Origin of the sequence: Rhizobium sp. R634 (assembly GCF_002211305.1) — a bacterium.
Classification (GTDB): Bacteria; Pseudomonadota; Alphaproteobacteria; order Rhizobiales; family Rhizobiaceae; genus Rhizobium.
Genome location: NZ_LOKW01000024.1, coordinates 109,743 through 129,349, shown reverse-complemented (window position 1 = coordinate 129,349; position 19,607 = coordinate 109,743). Strand labels below are relative to the sequence as shown.

The window sequence follows — 19,607 nt, the reverse complement described above, 5'->3', positions numbered from 1 at the left end:
CGTCAGGATTTCTTGTCGACGGGCGGCGGGGTGACGGGCGCCGGGTCCGGCTGCTTCTTGTCGGCCGCTTTGGCATCGTCGCTGACAGGAGGCAGGCCGTTGGCGATCTTGTCCTTGATCTTCGGGATTTCGGCTGCCTCGGGCTCGGAGCTGAGCGCCCGGTTCCACTGATAGACGGCCTCGAGCTTGCGTCCGACACGCCAATAGGCGTCGCCGAGATGGTCGTTGATCGTCGCGTCGCCGGCTTTGATCTGCGCTGCCCGCTCCAGTTCGTCGACGGCATCGTCGAATCGGTTGAGGCGGAAATAGGCCCAGCCGAGCGAATCGATGATGTAGCCATCGTCGGGGCGAAGGTCGACGGCCTTCTTGATCATGCTCAGGCCCTCGTCGAGGTTCCTGTTCATGTCGATCCAGGAATAGCCGAGATAGTTCAGCACCTGCGGCTGATCGGGATTGAGCTCCAGCGCCTTGCGGAAGTTCGGCTCCGCCTGTTCCCATTTCTTCAGCCGCTCATAGGCAATGCCGCGCTGGAAGAAGACGCTCCAATTGGCGCGGCCGGGGAGGGGACCGATCGCTTCGACGGCCTTGTCGTAATTGACGGCCATCGCCTCGTAATCCTTGGCGTCGGAGAGAACGCTGCCATAGGCCAGGTAGCTGCGGATGTCCTTCGGATCGGAGGCGATCAGCGCCTGAAGGTGCTTGCGCGCTTCCTCCACCTTGCCGCCCTGGGCAAGGGCGAGGCCGAGCTGCAGCTCGGAGATGCGCCGCATCGGCGAATTCTCCGGCACTTTCTTGTAGAGCGAGATGGCGCGGTCCATCTGGTTCTGCTTTTCGGCGATGCCGCCGAGCAGCACCAGCGTATCGGCGCTGTTCGGATCGAGCGCTTTGGCCGTCTGCAGGTAAAGCGAGACGATGTCCTCGGCGCCGTCGCGGTTCAGCGCGCCGCCGACGGAAAAGAGCACGCCGGCAGCCCCTTCTTCGGCTGTCTTGACCTGCTGTTCCTGCTTCTCGCCCTTCTCGATGCTGTCGCGCAGCGCGTTCAGCGGTGCGTAGTTCGGCAGCAGGTTGTCGCCGACAGAAACGGCGTCGAGCGCCTTCTGCTTGTTGCCCTGCGTGGCTTCGAGGCGGGCAAGCGCCATGACCGCACGCATGAAGGTGTCTGGCGCGGTCGCACCGCCTTCCTTGTCGAGCACGGCGTCGTTCAGATGCTGGCGAGCGGATTTCACGTCGCCGGTGACGATGGCGATCGCGCCGGCATTGTAGTTCTGGAAGATGCGGAACCAGTCCGGGCCCTTCATCTTCTCGACCGCGGTAAGCGCTTCCTTGCCGCGGCCGGCGCCGACGCGGGCCCAGGCGAGCAGTAGGTCGTTCATCATCCGGTCGAGATCGTTCGGACCCTTGTACTTCAAGATGGATTCGGCGGTCTTGTAGTCACCGCGGCGCACGGCATCCATGCCGCGCACGATCGTGGTGATGCGCTCGACGGACGGATCGCCCTTCAGGTCGTTGGCATAGTTGACGCCGTCCTTGATGTCGCCGTTGAGCAGCAGCGAGATCATCAGCCGCTGGCGAATCTCCGGATTGCCGGGTTCGATCTGCAGCGCCTTCTTGTAAAGCTCGATCGCCGTTTCGTAGTCGTGATCGACATCGGCCGTGCGCGCGGCGAGGAAAGCGCCGGAAAAGGTTGTGACGCTGTCGGCATCGAAGCTCTCGGCCTTGCCGGCATCATCCGCCTTGGCCGCATCCTCGGCACTTACGCCGCCGACACTGCCGAGCGAAAGAACCGCCGCCAGCGCTGCGCCCGCAAGAAGACGGATGGCAAATCTCTGCCGCATTAGCAAACCTTTCTTCGAGAGCGTCCCGGCCATGGCGCCGGTCGCAAAACCAGTTGCGATCACTGATTCATAACAGGATGGCTTTTTTGAAGCGGCGCCGCAACAAAATCAGACTGCGATCGAGGACGTTTGATCAGTTGACGCGTTCGATGCAGAAATCGATCACTTCCATCAGGGCGGATTTCCATACCGTGTCGGGAAGCGGTGCAAGCGCGTCCCGCGCGATCGTGCCGTAGTGAACGGCGCGGCCGATCGTATCGCTGAGCGTCCCGTATTTGGTGATCAGCCCCAGCGCTTTTTCGAGATTGGCGTCGCTGCTGTTGCCGGCTTCGATCGCATCGCGCCAGAAGGCGCGTTCGTCCTCGGTGCCGCGGCGATAGGCAAGGATGACGGGGAGCGTGATCTTGCCCTCGCGGAAATCGTCGCCGACATTCTTGCCGAGATCGGCGGCCTTGCCGCCATAATCCAGCGCGTCGTCGACGAGCTGGAAGGCCAGCCCAAGATTCATGCCGTAGGATTTCAGTGCGTTGCGGCCGGATTTGCCGGCATCGGCGACGATCGGGCCGACTTCGGCGGCGGCGGCAAAGAGGGCCGCGGTCTTGGCCCGGATGACGGCGAGGTAATCGTCCTCGGTCGTCTCCATGTTCTTGGCGACGGAAAGCTGCAGCACCTCGCCTTCGGCGATCACGCACGCGGCGGATGAGAGAACGTCGAGCGCATCGAGCGAGCCGACATCGACCATCATGCGGAAGGCCTGGCCAAGCAGGAAGTCGCCGACCAGCACGCTGGCCTGGTTGCCCCAGATCATCCGCGCCGTCGATCGGCCGCGGCGCAGGTCGCTTTCATCGACGACGTCGTCATGCAGCAGCGTCGCCGTGTGCATGAATTCGACCGATGTGGCGAGCTTGACATGGTTCTCGCCGCGATAGTCGAACAGCGAGGCGGCAGCGAGCGTCAGCATCGGCCGCAGGCGCTTGCCGCCGGAGGAAATCAGATGGTTCGCCACTTCGGGGATCATCTGCACGTCGGAGCCGGCCTTGGATAGAATGAGCTGGTTCACCCGCTCCATGTCGGCCTTGGTGAGATCGACCAATGGCTTTATGGATGCCAGTTTGTTTTTGCTTTCTTCAAGCGGTATGACCACGCCCAACGACCCGGACTCCTGTTCATTCATTACAGCTGACAATAGAAAGGGGCGATGGGCGCGGCAAGGGGTGAATTGTCGCGCTAGGCGAAATTGGAAGGAAAACGACGGCAAATGCATGAACTTATCCGCGCCAACGACCCTGTGCTTCTCTCCTTTGCCGAAAGTTTGATGAAGGATGCGGGAATTCACTGCTTCATCGCCGATCAGGGCATGAGCGTGCTGGAAGGCTCGCTCGGCATGCTGCCGCGCCGCCTGTTGGTGGACGAGGAGATGGCCGATCAGGCGCGCCGCATCCTGATCGACGCCGGCCTCGGTGGCGAGCTGCGCGAGCGGAAGTGAGCAGGCGATGACCGGCAAGCCCGTTGACACCGTCGATGCCTTCCATCGCGGCGCCTTTTATCTGGTGCAGCCGAAGGGCAGGGGCCATCGCTCCGGCATGGATGCGATGCTGCTTGCGGCCCTCGTCGCCGACGGGCGTCCGGTCCGGGTCGCCGATCTCGGCGCCGGTGCGGGTGCTGCCGGCCTTGCCGTCGCTTCACGCCTTCCCAATACGCAGGTGGTGCTCTTCGAGCGCTCGGCCGAGATGGCCGATTACGCCCGCCGCAGCATTTTCCTGCCCGAAAATGCGCATGTCGCGGGCCGCGTCAGCGTCGTCGAGGCTGATGTGACGCTGACCGCCAAGGCGCGCAACGATGCCGGCCTTGCCGACGAGAGCTTCCACCACGTCATCATGAACCCGCCCTTCAACGATGCCGGCGACCGGCGCACGCCCGATGCGCTGAAGGCCGAAGCCCATGCGATGACCGATGGACTGTTCGAGAGCTGGATCCGCACGGCCGGCGCCATCATGATCCCGGGCGGGCAAATGTCGCTGATCGCGAGGCCGCAATCGATCGCAGAAATCATCGATGCCTGTGGCCGGCGCTTCGGCGGCATCGAAATCACCGCCATCCATCCGCGCGAGCGCGAAAGCGCCGTTCGCATCCTGGTGACTGCTATCAAGGGATCGCGCGCGCGGCTGTCGCTGCGCGCGCCGCTCATCATGCATGAAGAGGGGAGCCACAAATTCTCCCCTCTCGTCGATGATTTCAACAATGGCCGGGCGGCATACGCCAGGCTTTAGCCGGTCACAAAGTCGAGGAGCAGCTTGATGTTCAGCCCCGCGATCACGATGGCGATCAGATAGGCGATGCCGCTCAGCCAGAGCGGCGACACGAGCTCGCCCATCTTGGCCTTGCTGGCGGTGAACATGACCAGCGGGAAGACGGCGAAGGAAAGCTGCAGGCTGAGCACGACCTGCGTCAGGATCAGGAGTTCCGCCGTGCCCTGGTCGCCGTACCAGATGGTGACGATCGCCGCCGGCACGATGGCGATGGCCCGCGTGATCAGACGGCGCACCCAGGGTTTCAGCCTGATCTTGAGGAAGCCTTCCATGACGATCTGGCCGGCAAGCGTCGCCGTCACCGTCGAGTTGAGGCCGCAGCACAGAAGCGCGATACCGAAGAGCGTCGGCGCGATGGCAAGTCCGAGCAGCGGAGACAGCAGCGAATAGGCGTCACCCAGCTCCACCACGTCGGTCTTGCCATGCGCATTGAAGGCGGCGGCCGCCAGAATCAGGATCGAGGCATTGATCAGCAGTGCGAAACAGAGGGCAACGGTCGAGTCGATCGTCGCATAGGTCAGCGCCTCTTTCTTCTCCGGAACCGTATGGCCGTAAGCCCGCGTCTGCACGATGCCAGAGTGGAGGTAGAGGTTGTGCGGCATGACGGTGGCGCCGAGAATGCCGAGCGCGAGATAGAGCATTTCGGGATTGGTGACGATCTCTGTCGTCGGGAAGAAGCCGGTGATGACGGCACCCCATTCCGGATCGGCCAGGAGGATCTGCACGCCGAAACAGAGCGCGATGACGCCGAGCAGCGCGATGACGAAGGCCTCGACCCAGCGGAAGCCGAGCTTCTGCAGGAAGAGGATCAGGAAGACGTCGAGCGCGGTGATCAGGACGCCGAGTTCCAGCGGGATGCCGAAGAGCAAATTGAGGCCGATCGCCGTGCCGATCACCTCGGCGATGTCCGTGGCGATGATGGCGATTTCCGCGAATGCCCAGAGCGGCACCGAAACCCATTTCGGAAAGGCGTCGCGGCAGGCCTGGGCGAGATCGCGGCCGGAGGCGATCGCAAGGCGCGCGCAGAGCGATTGCAGCACGATCGCCATCAGGTTGGAAAGCAGTGCGACGGTGAGCAGCGCATAGCCGAATTTCGAGCCGCCGGCGAGCGAGGTCGCCCAGTTGCCGGGATCCATGTAGCCGACGGCGACCATATAGCCCGGCCCCGCGAATGCCGCCGCCCGGCGCCACATCGAACTGTGACGCCCGGTTCCCACCGTGCGGTAGACATCGGACAGCGATCCCTCTCCGCGTTCGTGCCGCCAGCCGCTCTTTGTATTGGGATTCAGGACGTCCATGCGATTTCCACCTGTTTGGCCATGAAGGCCACTATGATCATTAAGAATGATAATGCAAGTCATTCGCAACAAGAAAATCATCTCGCGGTTTTCAGGAACGCGGCCATTGCGTTTGTCGTTCCAGCGCATACATGGATGCCGATTGCGGTTTGAGCGATCGTGCGACCCGAAGCGAAGGATGGGAAATGACCGGATTCTTGAGAAAGCTGATGCCGAAACGGTTCCGCAAGGATGGCGTCGTCATTCCGGTCGTCAGATTGCAGGGCGCGATCATGAGCGGCGGCGGCCAGTTCCGCCCGACCCTAAATCTCGCCAATGTCGCCCCGGTTCTGGAAAAAGCCTTCGCCATGAAAGATGCGCCGGCGGTCGCCCTCTCGATCAATTCGCCGGGCGGCTCGCCCGTCCAGTCCCGCCTGATCTTCACCCGCATCCGCGAACTCGCCCGCGAAAAGCAGAAGAAGGTTCTGGTCTTCGTCGAGGATGTCGCCGCTTCCGGCGGTTATATGATCGCGCTTGCCGGCGACGAGATCATCGCCGACGCCACCTCCATCGTCGGCTCGATCGGCGTCGTCTCCGGCGGTTTCGGCTTTCCCGAACTCCTGAAGAAAATCGGCGTCGAGCGCCGAGTCTATACGGCAGGCGAAAACAAGGTGATCCTCGATCCTTTCCAACCGGAAAAGGAAAAGGATATCGAGTACCTGAAGAGCCTGCAGCTCGAAATCCATCAGGTCTTCATAGCGATGGTGCGCGAACGCCGCGCCGGCAAGCTGACGGACGATGCGACGGTGTTTTCCGGCCTGTTCTGGAGCGGCACGCGCGGCCTCGAGCTCGGCCTCATCGACGGCCTCGGCGACATGCGCCAAGAACTGAAGAGGCGCTATGGCCAAAAGGCGAGGCTGGAACTCGTCACCGCCGGCCGCGGCCTGCTCGGCCGCCGCATTCCCGGTGTTTCGTCCGTCACACTCGACGGCGCCGCGTCCAGTCTCGCAACGGGGCTTGTCGAAGCGGCGGAAGAAAGAGCATTGTGGAGCCGGTTCGGGCTTTGAGAGGAGCAAGAGAGGGACATGGCGCAGCTTATCACGATCCTGGTCCTGGTCTTTTCCGCCTGGTGGCTCTACCGCCGCTTCGTCTCCGATGCCCGCAAGCTCGCCGAGAAGTCGCGCCGCACGGAAAAGGAGCGCCAGACCGGCGCGATCGGCACGTTGGTCAAGGATCCGGTGACGGGGGAATACCGGCTGAAGCGGGATGGGGAATAAGAGGGTCACTACTGCACCTGCCTCTCATCCGGCGTCCTAGACCCCTCCCCAACCCCTCCCCACGAGGGGGAGGGGCTTAACTTGCCGCACCCGCTTTCCAGACATTCGACGTTTTGGGAGGAGGGAAGCCGGTGCTCCGGGTTAGTCCCTCCCCCTTGTGGGGAGGGGTCTTAGATCCGGCGACCGCCGCAAAAGCCTTGACCCCTGCGGCCCTCCATGGCACCAGTCGCGCCGATAATCCCTACGCAACCGGTGTCATCCCATGTCAGCTCTTCCCGACCATATGAACCCGAAGCGCTCGTTCCAGGCGCTGATCCTGACCCTGCACAGCTACTGGGCGGATAAGGGTTGCGCGGTTCTGCAGCCTTACGACATGGAAGTCGGCGCCGGCACTTTTCACCCGGCCACCACGCTGCGCGCCCTCGGCCCTAAGTCCTGGAAGGCGGCCTACGTCCAGCCGTCGCGCCGCCCCTCCGACGGCCGCTATGGCGAAAACCCGAACCGCCTGCAGCATTATTACCAATATCAGGTCATTCTGAAGCCGAACCCGCCCAACCTGCAGGAGCTCTATCTCGGCTCGCTGGCGGCGATCGGTCTCGATCCGCTGCTGCACGACATCCGTTTCGTCGAGGATGACTGGGAAAGCCCGACGCTCGGCGCCTGGGGCCTTGGCTGGGAATGCTGGTGCGACGGCATGGAAGTCTCGCAGTTCACCTATTTCCAGCAGGTCTGCGGCATCGAATGCTCGCCGGTCGCGGGCGAACTGACCTACGGTCTCGAGCGCCTCGCCATGTATGTCCAGGGCGTCGACAATGTCTACGACCTGAACTTCAACGGCCGCGAGGGCGACGAGAAGATCAGCTACGGCGATGTATTCCTGCAGGCCGAGCAGGAATATTCGCGTCATAACTTCGAATTCGCCAATACCGAGATGCTACATCGCCACTTCGTCGATGCCGAGAAGGAATGCCGGGCGCTGCTCGATGCCGGCGCTCCCGGCGACAGCGCCAATCTGCGCCTGCACAAATGCGTCTTCCCGGCCTATGACCAGTGCATCAAGGCCAGCCACGTCTTCAATCTGCTGGATGCCCGCGGCGTCATCTCGGTCACCGAGCGCCAGAGCTATATCCTGCGCGTGCGCACGCTCGCCAAGGCCTGCGGCGAAGCCTTCCTGCTGACCGACGCCGGCGGCGTCAATCTGGGCAAAGAGGCGGCGTGACGCAAAAGCCTGCCAGCCGTATCGTCCATATCAACGGCTGGCCAGGCACCGGGAAGCTGACGGTCGGCCGTTTGCTGGCGCAAAAGCTCGGCGCGCGGCTCATCGACAATCACATGCTGCTTAATCCGGCCGAAGCGCTTTTCGCCCGCAGCAACCCTCTGTATGCGTCGCTGCGTGAGCAAATTCGGCGGGCGGTTTTCGATCACGCCGTGCGCGCCGATCCGGCCGAAAGCTTCGTTTTTACCGATGCTCTTTCCGATGACGAGCATGATAGTGCGATGTTCTCCTGGTATCTCGATCTGGCTGCCGCGAGAGGCGCGGATCTGGTTGCTGTTCTCCTCGATTGCGCGCCGGAGGAGAATGCCAGGCGCCTCGTCTTTCCCGGCCGATCCGAGGCGCTCAAGCTGACGGACACGGCGAAGCTGCAACAGCTCCGGGCAAACTATAAATTGCTGCGCGGACTGGCTGAACACACCGTCGAAATTGACACGACGGACCTTTCGCCGGAGCGGACGGCGGCCCGAATTCTCGCGCATCTCGGTGTTTGACGACAGCCGGGAATCCTGCGTAGTCTTTGTCCAAACATTACTTCGTTGCAGGGGATTCGCGATGTATATTGCGCTTGGCGTCATCGTTTTGGTCGCACTCTATGTCGTCTTCATCTATAACGGCCTGGTTCGCTCGCGGCAGATGGCGGAAGAAGCTTGGTCCGGTATCGATGTGCAGCTCAAGCGCCGTGCCGATCTGATCCCGAACCTGATCGAGACCGTCAAGGGCTACGCCGCTCACGAAAAGTCGACGCTGGAAGAGGTGGTTGCGCTTCGCAACAAAGCGCAGGCCGTGCCTGCAGGCGATGTCGCGGGCAGGGCGCAGGCGGAAGGGCTGCTCGGCCAGGCGCTCGGGCGGGTCATCGCGCTCGCTGAGGCGTATCCCGATCTCAAGGCCAATCAGAATTTTGCCGAGCTCCAGGCTTCGCTCGAAACCATGGAAGGCGAGCTGCAGATGGCGCGGCGTTATTACAATGGTGCTGCCCGCGATCTGAACGTCAAGGTCGAGAGCTTCCCCTCCAATCTCGTCGCCGGCCAGTTCGGTTTTGCCAAGCGGGAATATTTCGAAATCACCAACGAGGCCGATCGCGCCGTCCCTAGCGTCAAATTCTGACGATCCGGCATTTTGCCTTTGCGAAAAAGCGATTAAGAGCAGGAGCAGATTGCGGCCGATAAGGCTTGCCCATGGACGGAAGACATAGCATGACACGCACAGCCAAACTCACGATCATCCCGCCGGGTAAACCGCTTTCGGGCCGCGCCATGCCGCCGGGTTCGAAGTCGATCACCAATCGCGCGCTATTGCTCGCCGGCCTCGCCAAGGGCACGAGCCGGCTGACCGGCGCGCTGAAGAGCGACGATACGCGCTATATGGCCGATGCGCTGCGCGCCATGGGCGTTGCGATCGACGAGCCCGACGATACCACCTTCGTCGTCACCGGCAGCGGCAGGCTCGCGCCGCCGAAGGCGCCGCTCTTCCTCGGCAATGCCGGCACGGCGACCCGCTTCCTGACGGCCGCTGCTGCCCTGGTCGACGGCACGGTCGTCGTCGATGGCGACGAGCACATGCGCAAGCGCCCGATCGGCCCGCTGGTCGAGGCGATGCGTACGCTCGGCATCGATGTGAGCGCCGAGACCGGCTGCCCACCGGTCACTGTCCGGGGCACAGGCCGCTTCGAGGCCGACCGAATCCTGATCGATGGCGGGCTGTCCAGCCAATATGTCTCGGCGCTGCTAATGATGGCAGCCGGCGGCGACCGCCCGGTCGACATCGAACTCGTCGGCGAGGATATCGGCGCGCTTGGCTATATCGATCTGACCACGGCGGCGATGAAGGCCTTCGGCGCCAGGGTCGAGAAAACAAGCCCCGTCACCTGGCGCGTCGAGCCGACCGGTTACCGTGCTGCCGATTTCGTCATCGAGCCGGATGCATCCGCCGCGACCTATCTCTGGGCCGCCGAAGTGCTGAGCGATGGCAAGATCGATCTCGGCGTGCCGAACGATGCCTTCACCCAGCCGGATGCCAAGGCCTACGACACGATCGCCAAGTTCCCGCATCTGCCGGCTGAAATCGATGGCTCGCAGATGCAGGACGCCGTTCCGACGATCGCCGTGCTTGCCGCCTTCAACGAGACGCCGGTCCGCTTCGTCGGCATCGCCAATCTGCGCGTGAAGGAATGCGACCGCATCCGCGCCCTGTCCACAGGGCTCAACAATATCCGCGAAGGCCTCGCCGTCGAGGAGGGTGACGATCTGATCGTCCATTCCGATCCTGCTCTTGCCAGCCAGCATCTGCCGGCCGAGATCGATACCTTCGCCGATCACCGCATCGCCATGAGCTTCGCGCTCGCCGGGCTGAAGATCGACGGCATCACCATTCTCGACCCCGATTGCGTCGGCAAGACCTTCCCGGCTTACTGGCGGACGCTCGCCGCCCTCGGCGTGACATATCAGGACAAGGATTGAGGTAGCGCGCAGCCGAGGCTGCCGGCGGGGAGATGGGGATGAGGCGTCGGTTTTTCGGATTTTGTTTGGCGCTCATCTGGATGCTCGCCGCTCCGGCGGCCTTTGCCGCCGAAGTGATCGAGAGTTTCGACTCCTTGATCGTCCTCGAAAAGAGCGGCGCGATGACGGTGGCGGAAACGATCACCGTCAATGCCGAGGGCAATCGTATCAATCACGGCATTTTCCGTGATTTCCCGCTCTATTTCACCGATGCCGAAGGCCGTCGCCGCAGCGTCGATTTCGATGTTGTGTCGGTCAAGCGCGATGGCAAGGACGAACCTTGGCACACCGAATCGATCACCGGCGGCATTCGCATCTATGCCGGTTCGGCCGATGTGACGGTAACGCCGGGCCGTCATCAATATGTCTTCACCTACAGGACCAACCGTCAGATCCGCTATTTTGACGATCATGACGAACTCTACTGGAACGTCACCGGCAATGGCTGGATTTTCCCGATCCGCTCTGCCACCGCGACGGTGAAGCTGCCGCCCGGTGTCGCCGCCACTGAGACGACGTTCTTCACCGGCCCCGAAGGCGCGACGGAGAAGAATGCCCGCGTCGGCGAAACCGGCGGCGGCCTTCTGTTTTCCACGACTGCGCCGCTTGATGCCGGTGAAGGCCTGACCTTCGCGATCCGTATGCCGAAAGGCTCGATCGATCCGCCGAGCGCGGATATGGAAAGCACGTGGTGGCTCAAGGACAACCGCAATTATTTCATCGGCTTCGGCGGCTTGATCCTGGTTTTCGCCTATTATCTCAGATCATGGCTGAAGGTCGGCCGCGATCCCGCCCGCGGCGTCGTTGTGCCCCGCTGGGATGCGCCGGACGGCATCTCGCCGGCGTTGGTCAACTATATCGACAATAAGGGCTTCTCCGGCGGGGGCTGGACAGCGCTTGCCGCCACCGCGCTCAACCTTGCAGTTCGCGGCTACGTCAAGCTCGAAGACCTGAAGAATTCGATCGTCATCCGCGGCACCGGCAAGCCGCTCGGCAAGGAGAAATTCCAGGCCGGCGAAAGCGAACTGCTGAAGGCCGCCGGCGGCGCCGGCGCGACGCTGCGGATCGACAAGGCCAATGGCGAACGGGTGAAATCCGTCGGCCAATCGTTCCGTTCGGCGATTGAGAAGGAGCATCGCGGCAAATATTACAACTCTAATCTCGGTTATACCGGCGGCGGCATCGCGCTCAGCGCCGCCGCTCTGGTGGTGCTGTTCGTCTACGGTTCGCTGGAGCCCGACACGATCGCGCTGATGCTGATCCCGATCGCCGTCTCGGTCTTTGTTGCCGTCTTTGCCGCCGGCCTGGTCAAATCGCTGCATCGCGGCGGCTCGCTGTTCGGCAAGATCATGGCCGTCATCGCCGCGGCGGTCGGCGTTTTCGTCGGTATCGGCATTCTGGCGACCATGGTCCTGATGCTCACCTCTTCGCTGGTGGAGCTGCACGAAACCCCGATGCTGTTTGCCGTCGGCGGCATCGTGCTCCTGAACATCCTTTATTTCTTCATCATGGGCGCGCCGACCCCGCTCGGCGCCAGGATGATGGACGGCGTAGACGGCCTGCGGCAATATCTGACGCTGGCCGAAAGGGAACGGATGAACATGGCTGGCGCGCCTGAGATGTCGCCGCAGCATTTCGAGACGCTGTTGCCCTATGCGGTGGCGTTGGGTGTCGAAAAGCCCTGGTCGCGCACCTTCGAGACCTGGCTTGCGGCGGCGGCGGCCGGTGCGGCCGCGGCCTATGCGCCCTCCTGGTATTCCGGCAATTTCGACGGCGACAGTTTTTCCGATCGTGTCGGCGGCTTTTCCTCTTCGATGGCCTCGACCATCGCCTCGACGATACCTTCGCCGCCGCCATCGAGCTCATCCTCCGGTTTTTCCGGCGGTGGCTCCTCCGGCGGAGGGGGTGGAGGCGGTGGTGGCGGCGGCTGGTGAGCTTTCCCGCTTGACCTTTCCGCCCTTCGCCCTTAACCGCCAGAGGCAAAAGGAAAGGGTGGCGCATGAAGGTTCTGTTGATCGGATCGGGCGGACGCGAGCACGCACTCGCCTGGAAGCTGGCGCAATCGCCGTTGATGAGCGAATTCTACGCCGCGCCCGGCAATCCTGGCATTGCCGAACATGCCGTCCTGGTGCCGATGAACATCGAGGATCACGAGGCGATCGCCGCCTTTTGCCGGGAGAAGGGGATCGATTTCGTCGTCGTCGGCCCGGAAGCGCCGCTGGTTGCCGGCCTCGCCGACCGGCTGCGCGCCGATGGCCTGACGGTTTTCGGCCCGTCCGCCGCTGCCGCCCAGCTCGAGGGCTCCAAAGGCTTCACCAAGGATATCTGTGCCCGCTACGGCATTCCCACCGGCGCCTATCAGCGTTTCAACAATGCGCCGAAGGCCAAAGCCTATATCCGCGCCCAAGGCGCGCCGATCGTCGTCAAGGCGGACGGCCTTGCCGCCGGCAAGGGCGTGACCGTTGCGATGACGCTGGACGAGGCGCTTGATGCGGTCGACGATTGCTTCGAGGGTGCTTTTGGCGCCGCCGGCGCCGAAGTCGTCGTCGAAGCCTATCTCGACGGCGAGGAGGCAAGCTTCTTCTGCCTTTGCGATGGAAAACATGCGCTGCCGCTGGCAACCGCCCAGGATCACAAGCGGGTGGGCGAGGGCGATACCGGCGTCAATACCGGCGGCATGGGCGCCTATTCGCCGGCGCCTGTCATGACCGCCGAGATGGTCGAGCGCACGATGAAGGAGATCATCGAGCCGACGATCAGCGGCATGGCCGAAAGCGGCCATCCCTTCTCCGGCGTGTTTTTCGCCGGATTGATGATCACCAAGAAGGGGCCGGAACTCATCGAATACAATGTCCGCTTCGGCGATCCCGAATGCCAGGTCATGATGATGCGGCTGAAAAGCGATCTGCTGCCGCTGCTTCTGGCCACCGCCAACGGCACGCTCGATCAGGTGAGCGCCGAATGGAGCGACGATCCGGCGCTGACGGTGGTCATGGCCTCGAAGGGTTATCCCGCCGCTTATGAAAAGAACACGCCGATCCTCTCGCTGCCTGAGGCAGGCGAGGGGGAGAAGGTGTTTCATGCCGGCACGGCTCTCAAGGACGGCGCATTGGTCGCGACCGGCGGCCGTGTGCTGAACGTGACCGCGTCAGGCGGCACGGTCGCCGAGGCTAAAGACCGCGCCTATGCGCTGCTCGACAGGGTGGAGTGGGAGAACGGCTTCTGCCGGCTCGACATCGGCTGGCGCGCGGTCGAGCGCGAAATGGCGTCGGATAAGGCATAATTTGCCGCCTTCCTTAAATTTTTACCTTTTGCCCTGACGGGATGGAAACAAAGCTGCGTTATTTTGCTCCTGAAGTGAGACGGAGTAGCTTTGATGCGGCAGATTTTCTTCGGTGCGGCAATCCTGCTGATGGCGGGTTCGGCGATGGCATCCTCGATAGAGGTGATCGGCACGGCTGCGCCACACCGTGACGGCAGCATCGTCACTGAATCCTGCCCCAATTGTCCCCCGCTCCAGGCCGATGTGACCAAGAAGGATTATACCGTCCCGGAGCTGACGCCCGGCGCCTTCCAGGCCACTGAAGTCCGCGATGTCGACGGCGAAAAGAAGATCTACCGCACCGAAAACTGGATGGGCGGCTCGCCGGTTCTCTTCGTCAGCAAGGCGACCCCGGAAACGCAGCTTGCCGCCGAGCCTTCGGTCGTGCCGGCCGACGGGATTGACATGAACGCCAAGACCGCGGCCGTCATCGGCAGCGATGCCAAGCCCGTTGCAGCAGGCATGGTGCAACAAACGGCGCCTCTCGACGTTTCTGAATTCAAGCTGCGTTTTTAAAAGTTCCCTGCCCCTGCCCGATCAAGGTTTCGATCGTTTGGGGTTCCACCTCGGTGGACCGAATGCACCCTCGAAGAGAAGCGGGGGTGCATTCTTGCTTCGAGACGCTCTTTGAAAACCGATCGGTCTACGACCAGCGGATGAAAGTCCGAGGTTTTCCGGGTCATCCCCACCCCAGATTTTTAGGGAAACTTTGCATCGTTTTTCGTTAAATTAAAGATTTCTTATGGGGTGAGCAGTGATGGTTCCTCGCCGGTCGCAGCATGTTATTTAGCAGCAGTAGACGCGTCGTCCCTTCGGCGCTCGCACAGGCGGTAGAAGACCGCACCGGAATGTATTTTGCCGTTCCCGTTGCGAGGAATCATGAAAAATCTGAAAATATCGAAGCAGCTTATATTGCTGGTCGTCGGCCTGATGATCGCCTTTGCGGTCGCCACCTCCCTGCAGATCCGCTCCTCGGTCGATGCGATCTACAAGGAGCGCTACGACATGCTCCGAGCCGAGGTTCAGTCGGCGGTCTCCGTTCTCAAGCTTTACCAGGCCAAGGTCGCTGCGGGCGAAATGACGCTCGAGGACGCCCAGAAGCAGGCCTATACCACCGTCAACGGAATGAAATACGATCCGGACGGCTATTTCTTCGGTTATAGCTACGACGTCCAGATGCTGTTCCACTACGACGCCGCGAAGGTCGGACAGAACCTGAAGGGGCAGGCGGATAGCAAGGGCAAGCTCTATCGCGAAGAGCTGGTCAAGCTCGGTCAGCAGGGCGGAGGCCTTGTCGAATTTTATTCCACCAGCAAACCGGGCCAACCGGCCGGCGATTACCGCAAGACGGCCTATGGACAGGCCTTCGACCCTTGGAAAGTCGTCGTCGTCACCGGCGTCTACATGGACGATCTCGATGCGCAGATAGACAGCACGATCCTGACCGCGCTCTCCGGCAGCATCGTTCTGTTTTTCCTTGCCATGGCAGCCGCCTACGTCGTCATCCGCGGTATTTCAGGACCTCTCAACAACGTCCATGCCGCCCTGAAGGCTGTCTCCGAAGAGGATGTCTCCATCGCCATCCCGCATACGGCCATGAACAATGAAGTCGGCATGATGGCGAAGGCGACACAGTCGCTGCAGGAAAAGATCAGGGAGCGTCACGCGATGTCGGATCGCGAAGCGGCCCAGCAGCTGGCGCTGGAAAGCGAGCGTGAAAACAATCTGCGCCAGCAGCACGACGAAGCCGCACTTCAGGCCCGGGTCGTGGCGACGATCGGCCAGGCGCTGGAGATGATCGCCCGCGGCGATCTCACCGTCCGCTGCGCCGATCTCGGTCAGAAATACGCCGCCCTTCGCGACAACTTCAACGATGCGCTGTCGCATCTGGAAGCCGCCATGGCCAAGGTCAGCGCCAAGGGCAGCGATATCGGCACCAGCAAGGAAGAAATCCGCCGCGCTTCCAACGAGCTGTCGCAGCGCACCGAACGCCAGGCTGCAAGCCTGGAGGAGACCTCAGCCGCTCTCGACGAGCTGACAGTCGCCGTCCGCCAGACAGCCGATGGCGCACACGAAGCCAGCCAGCGCGTCCATTCCGTCAGCACCGAGGCCACCCATAGCGATGCCATCGTCAGCCAGGCGATCGAGGCGATGAGCGGTATCGAGAAGTCGTCCTCGGAAATTTCGAAGATCATCGGCGTCATCGATGAGATCGCCTTCCAGACCAACCTCCTGGCGCTGAATGCCGGCGTCGAGGCGGCCCGCGCTGGCGAATCCGGCAAGGGCTTTGCGGTCGTCGCCCAGGAAGTGCGCGAACTTGCCCAGCGGTCCGCCGCCGCGGCAAAGGAGATCAAGGACCAGATCGCCCGCTCCTCCACCCAGGTGGATCACGGCGTCCGTCTGGTCGGCGAGGCAGGCGAGGCGCTGAAGCGCATCTCCGACCAGATCAAGGCCGCCAACGAGATCGTCGCCAAGATCGCCCACAGCGCCTCCGAGCAGGACACGACGCTGCGGTCGATCTCATCTTCGATGAACCAGCTCGACGCTGCCACCCAGCAGAACGCCGCCATGGCCGAAGAGACCACGGCCTCGGCCGAAACGCTGGCCAGCGATACCGACGAGCTGGTCGATCTTATCCGCGGCTTCCGCGTCGGCGCCGCCGGCGCTCAGCCGGCCATGCATCGAGGCCGCCGCGCCGCCTAACAGACCGGGCGACCTGTTTTCATCGCCAAAGACTGGACGGCCGCCGGTTTCCGGCGGCCGTTCCTTATGGATGATCAGTCGGAAACACGTTCGATCAGCCGCTCGATCTCGCGATCGGAAAACACCTCGACGCCGGCCGCTTTCAATGCCGCCGCCGTCACGCCGCTGCCGGCCTGCTTGCGTCTGGAAAACGTCCCGTCATAGATGAAATCGGATCCGCAGGACGGGCTGCCTTCGATGAGCAGCGCGTAGCGGCAACCGGCCTGGCTGGCGAGCGTGACGGCGTTTTCCGCAGCCTGCATGAACTCTTCCGTCACGTCTGCGCCGGTGCTCTCGACGACCCGCGCCTTGCCTGCCAGCACGTCTTCACCGCTTGCCCCATTCGCAATCTCCGCCGGCGGCCGCGGCACCTGCATGCCCGCCGACATCTCCGGACAGATCGTCACCAGCCGCCCTTCTGCCCACCATCTCTCGATTGCAGGATGAAGCAACGGCTTCGCCTGCCCGTCATAGCGGACGGCATGGCCCATGAGGCAGGCACTGACGAGAATCCTGTTTTGCATGCCTCATTGAATAACGCCGCGGCGGCCGCAATGCCAGACCGCCGAGGCCCGCATTCTTAACCCGATATCTTCGAGAAATCCGCGACCGTTCCCGTCGCTTCGCGGATCAGCCGGAGCAAAGCGAGGCGGTTGGCGCGAATGGCGGCGTCCTCGTCGTTGACGAGAACGTCTTCGAAGAAGCGGTCGACAGGGCCGCGCAGCTTGGAAAGTGCTGCCATTGCCGAGCGGAAGTCCTCTCCGGCGACGGCCTCCGCCGCATCCTTGGAGGCGCTCGATATGGCCGCGAAGAGTTCCTTTTCGGCGTCGAGCTTCAAGAGCGCTTCCGCGACGGCATCGGCGATGACGGTACCCTTCTTTTCTTCGGCGGCGAGCAGCTGTGTGGCCCGCTTGGTGCCGGCAAGCAGGTTCTTGCCGTCCTCAGAGGTGATGAAGGCCGTCAGCGCCTCGACGCGGCGCGCCACCATCAGCAGATCGTCGGCTTCGGGCGTCAGCACGGCATCGATGAGATCGTGGCGGGCGCCCTGATCGCGCAGATAGACCTTCAGGCGATCATGGAAGAAGGAGAGCAGGTCGGCATCCCTGACGGTCGCTAGAAGCGGCAGGCGGATCCTGCGCTCCAGCAGGATTCTGACGACGCCAAGGGCGGCGCGGCGCAGCGCGAAGGGATCCTTCGAGCCGGTCGGCTTTTCATCGATCGCCCAGAAGCCGATCAGCGTATCGAGCTTGTCCGCAAGAGCGACCGTGATCGCCACCTTGTCCTCCGGCACACGGTCCGATGGGCCTTGCGGCTTGTAGTGGTCCTCGATGGCCGCGGCGACGGAGGCATTCTCGCCCTGCAGCACCGCATATTTGCGGCCCATCAAGCCCTGCAGCTCCGGGAATTCGCCGACCGCTTCGGTGCGCAGATCGGCCTTTGCCAGCACGGCGGCGCGATCGGTGAGAGTTGCGTCGGCGCCGGTGATCTTCGCGAGCTCGGATGCCAGCGCGCGGATGCGGGCGACGCGCGCCCCTTGTGTGCCAAGCTTGGCGTGGAACGTCACATTGAGCGCATCGAGTTTGGCCATGCGCTGATCGAGCGGCTTCTTCAGGTCGAGGCCGAACTTCTCGGCCGAAGCCGTCAGCGTTTCGAGATCCGGTAGATTGCCCTGGTCGCGCTTCCAGAAATGCAGCGCGTCCGAAAGCCGGGCGCGCACGACCTTGCCGTTGCCGTGAACGATTTCCTTGCCGCCATCCGTCGCCTGGATATTGGAGATGAGGATGAACTTGTTCGATAGCCCTTCCTCACCCTGCTTGCGGGTGACGAAGCACTTCTGGTTGGTCTTGATCGTCAGCCGGATGATCTCGGAGGGGATGGAGAGGTAATCCTCTTCGAAGGACCCCATCAGCACCTGCGGCCATTCCACAAGACCGGAGACTTCCTCCAGCAGCCCTTCGTCTTCCACCAGCTCGAGCCCGTTGGCGAAAGCGATGTCGCGGGCGTCGTGCAGAATGATGTCCTTGCGCCGCTCGGCGTCGAGGATGACCTTGGCCCTTTCGAGGCTCGCCGCATAATCGTCGAAGCGGCGCACGGTGATCGCCTCCGGCGCATGGAAGCGATGGCCGTAGGTGACGTTCGAGGCAGTGATGCCGTCGATCTCGAAGGGGATGACGACCGTTTCTTCATGCTCGGGGCCGAAGGTGCAGACGATCGACTGCAGCGGCCGCACCCAGCGCAGCGCGCCCGGCTTGGAGGAGGCTTTGCCCCAGCGCATGGATTTCGGCCAAGGGAAATCGCGGATGATGCCGGGCATCACCTCGGCGATGATCTTTTCAGCCGCGCGACCGGGCTTTGAGATGACCGCCACGTAAAAATCGCCCTTCTTCGGATCGCTCACCACCTGCGCCTCGGAGACCGAGGAAAGGCCGGCGCCGCGCAGGAAGCCCTCGATCGCCTTCTCGTTGGCGTCGGTGCGCGGCCCCTTGCGCTCCTCGCGCACATCGGCGGAGCGGGCCGTCAGGCCGTGAATGTCGAGCGCCAGCCGACGCGGCGTCCAATATTCGCGCGCGCCCTCATAGGACAGACCCGCTTCGACGAGCGCATCGGTCACGAGCTTCTTCAGATCGCCGGCAGCCTTGCGCTGCATGCGGGCCGGAATCTCTTCGGAGCGGAGTTCGAGAAGAAGGTTTGGCATGGCACTCTTTTCCTTGCGCCCGCGGGCAGGGCGATCCAAAACGTTGCTTCTGCTATCAAAGAATGCCGCATCTGCACAACCGCAAAAACGGAAGAGAGTGATGGGGTGGATGGTTGGTAGGCGTTGTGCCGTGTGGCCCCCTCATCCGACCCTTCGGGCCACCTTCTCCCCGCTGGGGAGAAGAGAGGAGCAAGCCGCTTGCCCTGGGCTCCACAAGCGGTAGCTCCAGGAGGGCGAGACGCCGCTACGATTCCGCTTCTCCCCTCGGGGAGAAGATGCCGGCAGGCAGATGAGGGGGCTCCACGGGACAATGCCGATGATTCCCATCCAACAACTTCCGCTGTGGAAACCACAGTCGGGCATTGCCTTGCCGCTTTTC

Annotated in this window: 17 protein-coding genes; 12 read left to right on the top strand and 5 right to left on the bottom strand. The window is 62.7% G+C overall.

Translation table 11 applies throughout. The annotated features are described in order from the left end of the window. Positions 1–2 precede the first annotated feature (2 nt). Together ATY77_RS21130 and ATY77_RS21125 are read right to left on the bottom strand one after the other, a co-directional pair. Positions 3–1,835, bottom strand: a complete 1,833-nt coding sequence (locus ATY77_RS21130) for a tetratricopeptide repeat protein (protein ID WP_088678518.1) — start codon at positions 1,833–1,835, stop codon at positions 3–5. A gap of 133 nt (positions 1,836–1,968) precedes the next feature. Continuing rightward, a complete protein-coding gene (locus ATY77_RS21125) occupies positions 1,969–2,985 on the bottom strand; it encodes a polyprenyl synthetase family protein (protein WP_088688704.1) in 1,017 nt (338 codons plus the stop codon). Positions 2,986–3,093: 108 nt separating this feature from the next. On the opposite strand from ATY77_RS21125, the gene ATY77_RS21120 reads away from it, so the two are divergent. Together ATY77_RS21120 and ATY77_RS21115 are read left to right on the top strand one after the other, a co-directional pair. Beyond that, on the top strand, positions 3,094–3,321 hold the full coding sequence (locus tag ATY77_RS21120; RefSeq protein ID WP_008536951.1) for a DUF2007 domain-containing protein: 228 nt from the start codon (positions 3,094–3,096) through the stop codon (positions 3,319–3,321). 7 nt (positions 3,322–3,328) lie between these two features. After that, on the top strand, positions 3,329–4,105 hold the full coding sequence (locus ATY77_RS21115; protein ID WP_088688703.1) for a methyltransferase: 777 nt from the start codon (positions 3,329–3,331) through the stop codon (positions 4,103–4,105). On the opposite strand, the gene ATY77_RS21110 is transcribed toward ATY77_RS21115, so the two are convergent. Next, positions 4,102–5,442, bottom strand: a complete 1,341-nt coding sequence (locus tag ATY77_RS21110) for an Nramp family divalent metal transporter (protein WP_088678515.1) — start codon at positions 5,440–5,442, stop codon at positions 4,102–4,104. The genes ATY77_RS21115 and ATY77_RS21110 overlap by 4 nt on opposite strands. A 185-nt stretch (positions 5,443–5,627) precedes the next feature. On the opposite strand from ATY77_RS21110, the gene ATY77_RS21105 reads away from it, so the two are divergent. From ATY77_RS21105 to ATY77_RS21060, 10 genes are all read left to right on the top strand, one after another. Then, a complete protein-coding gene (locus ATY77_RS21105) occupies positions 5,628–6,488 on the top strand; it encodes a S49 family peptidase (RefSeq protein ID WP_088688974.1) in 861 nt (286 codons plus the stop codon). Positions 6,489–6,506: 18 nt separating this feature from the next. Continuing rightward, a complete protein-coding gene (locus ATY77_RS21100; protein ID WP_088678513.1) occupies positions 6,507–6,698 on the top strand; it encodes a hypothetical protein in 192 nt (63 codons plus the stop codon). 262 nt (positions 6,699–6,960) lie between these two features. Further along, complete coding sequence (locus ATY77_RS21095) at positions 6,961–7,917, top strand: glycine--tRNA ligase subunit alpha (RefSeq protein WP_088688702.1); 957 nt, start codon at positions 6,961–6,963, stop codon at positions 7,915–7,917. After that, entirely contained in the window at positions 7,914–8,465 is a 552-nt protein-coding gene (locus ATY77_RS21090) for an AAA family ATPase (protein WP_088688701.1), read from the top strand. Before ATY77_RS21095 ends, ATY77_RS21090 begins: the two co-directional genes overlap by 4 nt. A gap of 61 nt (positions 8,466–8,526) precedes the next feature. After that, positions 8,527–9,078 carry a LemA family protein gene (locus ATY77_RS21085; RefSeq protein WP_003588211.1) on the top strand — a complete coding sequence of 184 codons (552 nt, stop codon included), beginning with the start codon at positions 8,527–8,529 and terminating at the stop codon, positions 9,076–9,078. An 89-nt stretch (positions 9,079–9,167) separates the two neighbouring features. Then, entirely contained in the window at positions 9,168–10,430 is a 1,263-nt protein-coding gene (locus tag ATY77_RS21080; protein ID WP_088688700.1) for a 3-phosphoshikimate 1-carboxyvinyltransferase, read from the top strand. A 38-nt stretch (positions 10,431–10,468) separates the two neighbouring features. After that, entirely contained in the window at positions 10,469–12,403 is a 1,935-nt protein-coding gene (locus tag ATY77_RS21075) for a DUF2207 domain-containing protein (RefSeq protein WP_088688699.1), read from the top strand. Between the two features lie 65 nt (positions 12,404–12,468). Next, positions 12,469–13,752 carry a phosphoribosylamine--glycine ligase gene (gene purD, locus ATY77_RS21070; RefSeq protein WP_088688698.1) on the top strand — a complete coding sequence of 428 codons (1,284 nt, stop codon included), beginning with the start codon at positions 12,469–12,471 and terminating at the stop codon, positions 13,750–13,752. Between the two features lie 93 nt (positions 13,753–13,845). After that, positions 13,846–14,307 carry a plant virulence effector HPE1-like domain-containing protein gene (locus ATY77_RS21065; protein WP_088688697.1) on the top strand — a complete coding sequence of 154 codons (462 nt, stop codon included), beginning with the start codon at positions 13,846–13,848 and terminating at the stop codon, positions 14,305–14,307. 363 nt (positions 14,308–14,670) lie between these two features. Then, positions 14,671–16,494 carry a methyl-accepting chemotaxis protein gene (locus ATY77_RS21060; protein WP_088688696.1) on the top strand — a complete coding sequence of 608 codons (1,824 nt, stop codon included), beginning with the start codon at positions 14,671–14,673 and terminating at the stop codon, positions 16,492–16,494. Between the two features lie 74 nt (positions 16,495–16,568). Here the strand turns inward: ATY77_RS21060 and ATY77_RS21055 are convergent, their stop codons facing one another. Both ATY77_RS21055 and glyS read right to left on the bottom strand, forming a co-directional pair. Further along, complete coding sequence (locus ATY77_RS21055; protein WP_088688695.1) at positions 16,569–17,057, bottom strand: DUF523 domain-containing protein; 489 nt, start codon at positions 17,055–17,057, stop codon at positions 16,569–16,571. A gap of 56 nt (positions 17,058–17,113) precedes the next feature. Beyond that, a complete protein-coding gene (gene glyS, locus ATY77_RS21050; RefSeq protein ID WP_088688694.1) occupies positions 17,114–19,228 on the bottom strand; it encodes a glycine--tRNA ligase subunit beta in 2,115 nt (704 codons plus the stop codon). Between the last annotated feature and the right edge of the window lie 379 nt (positions 19,229–19,607).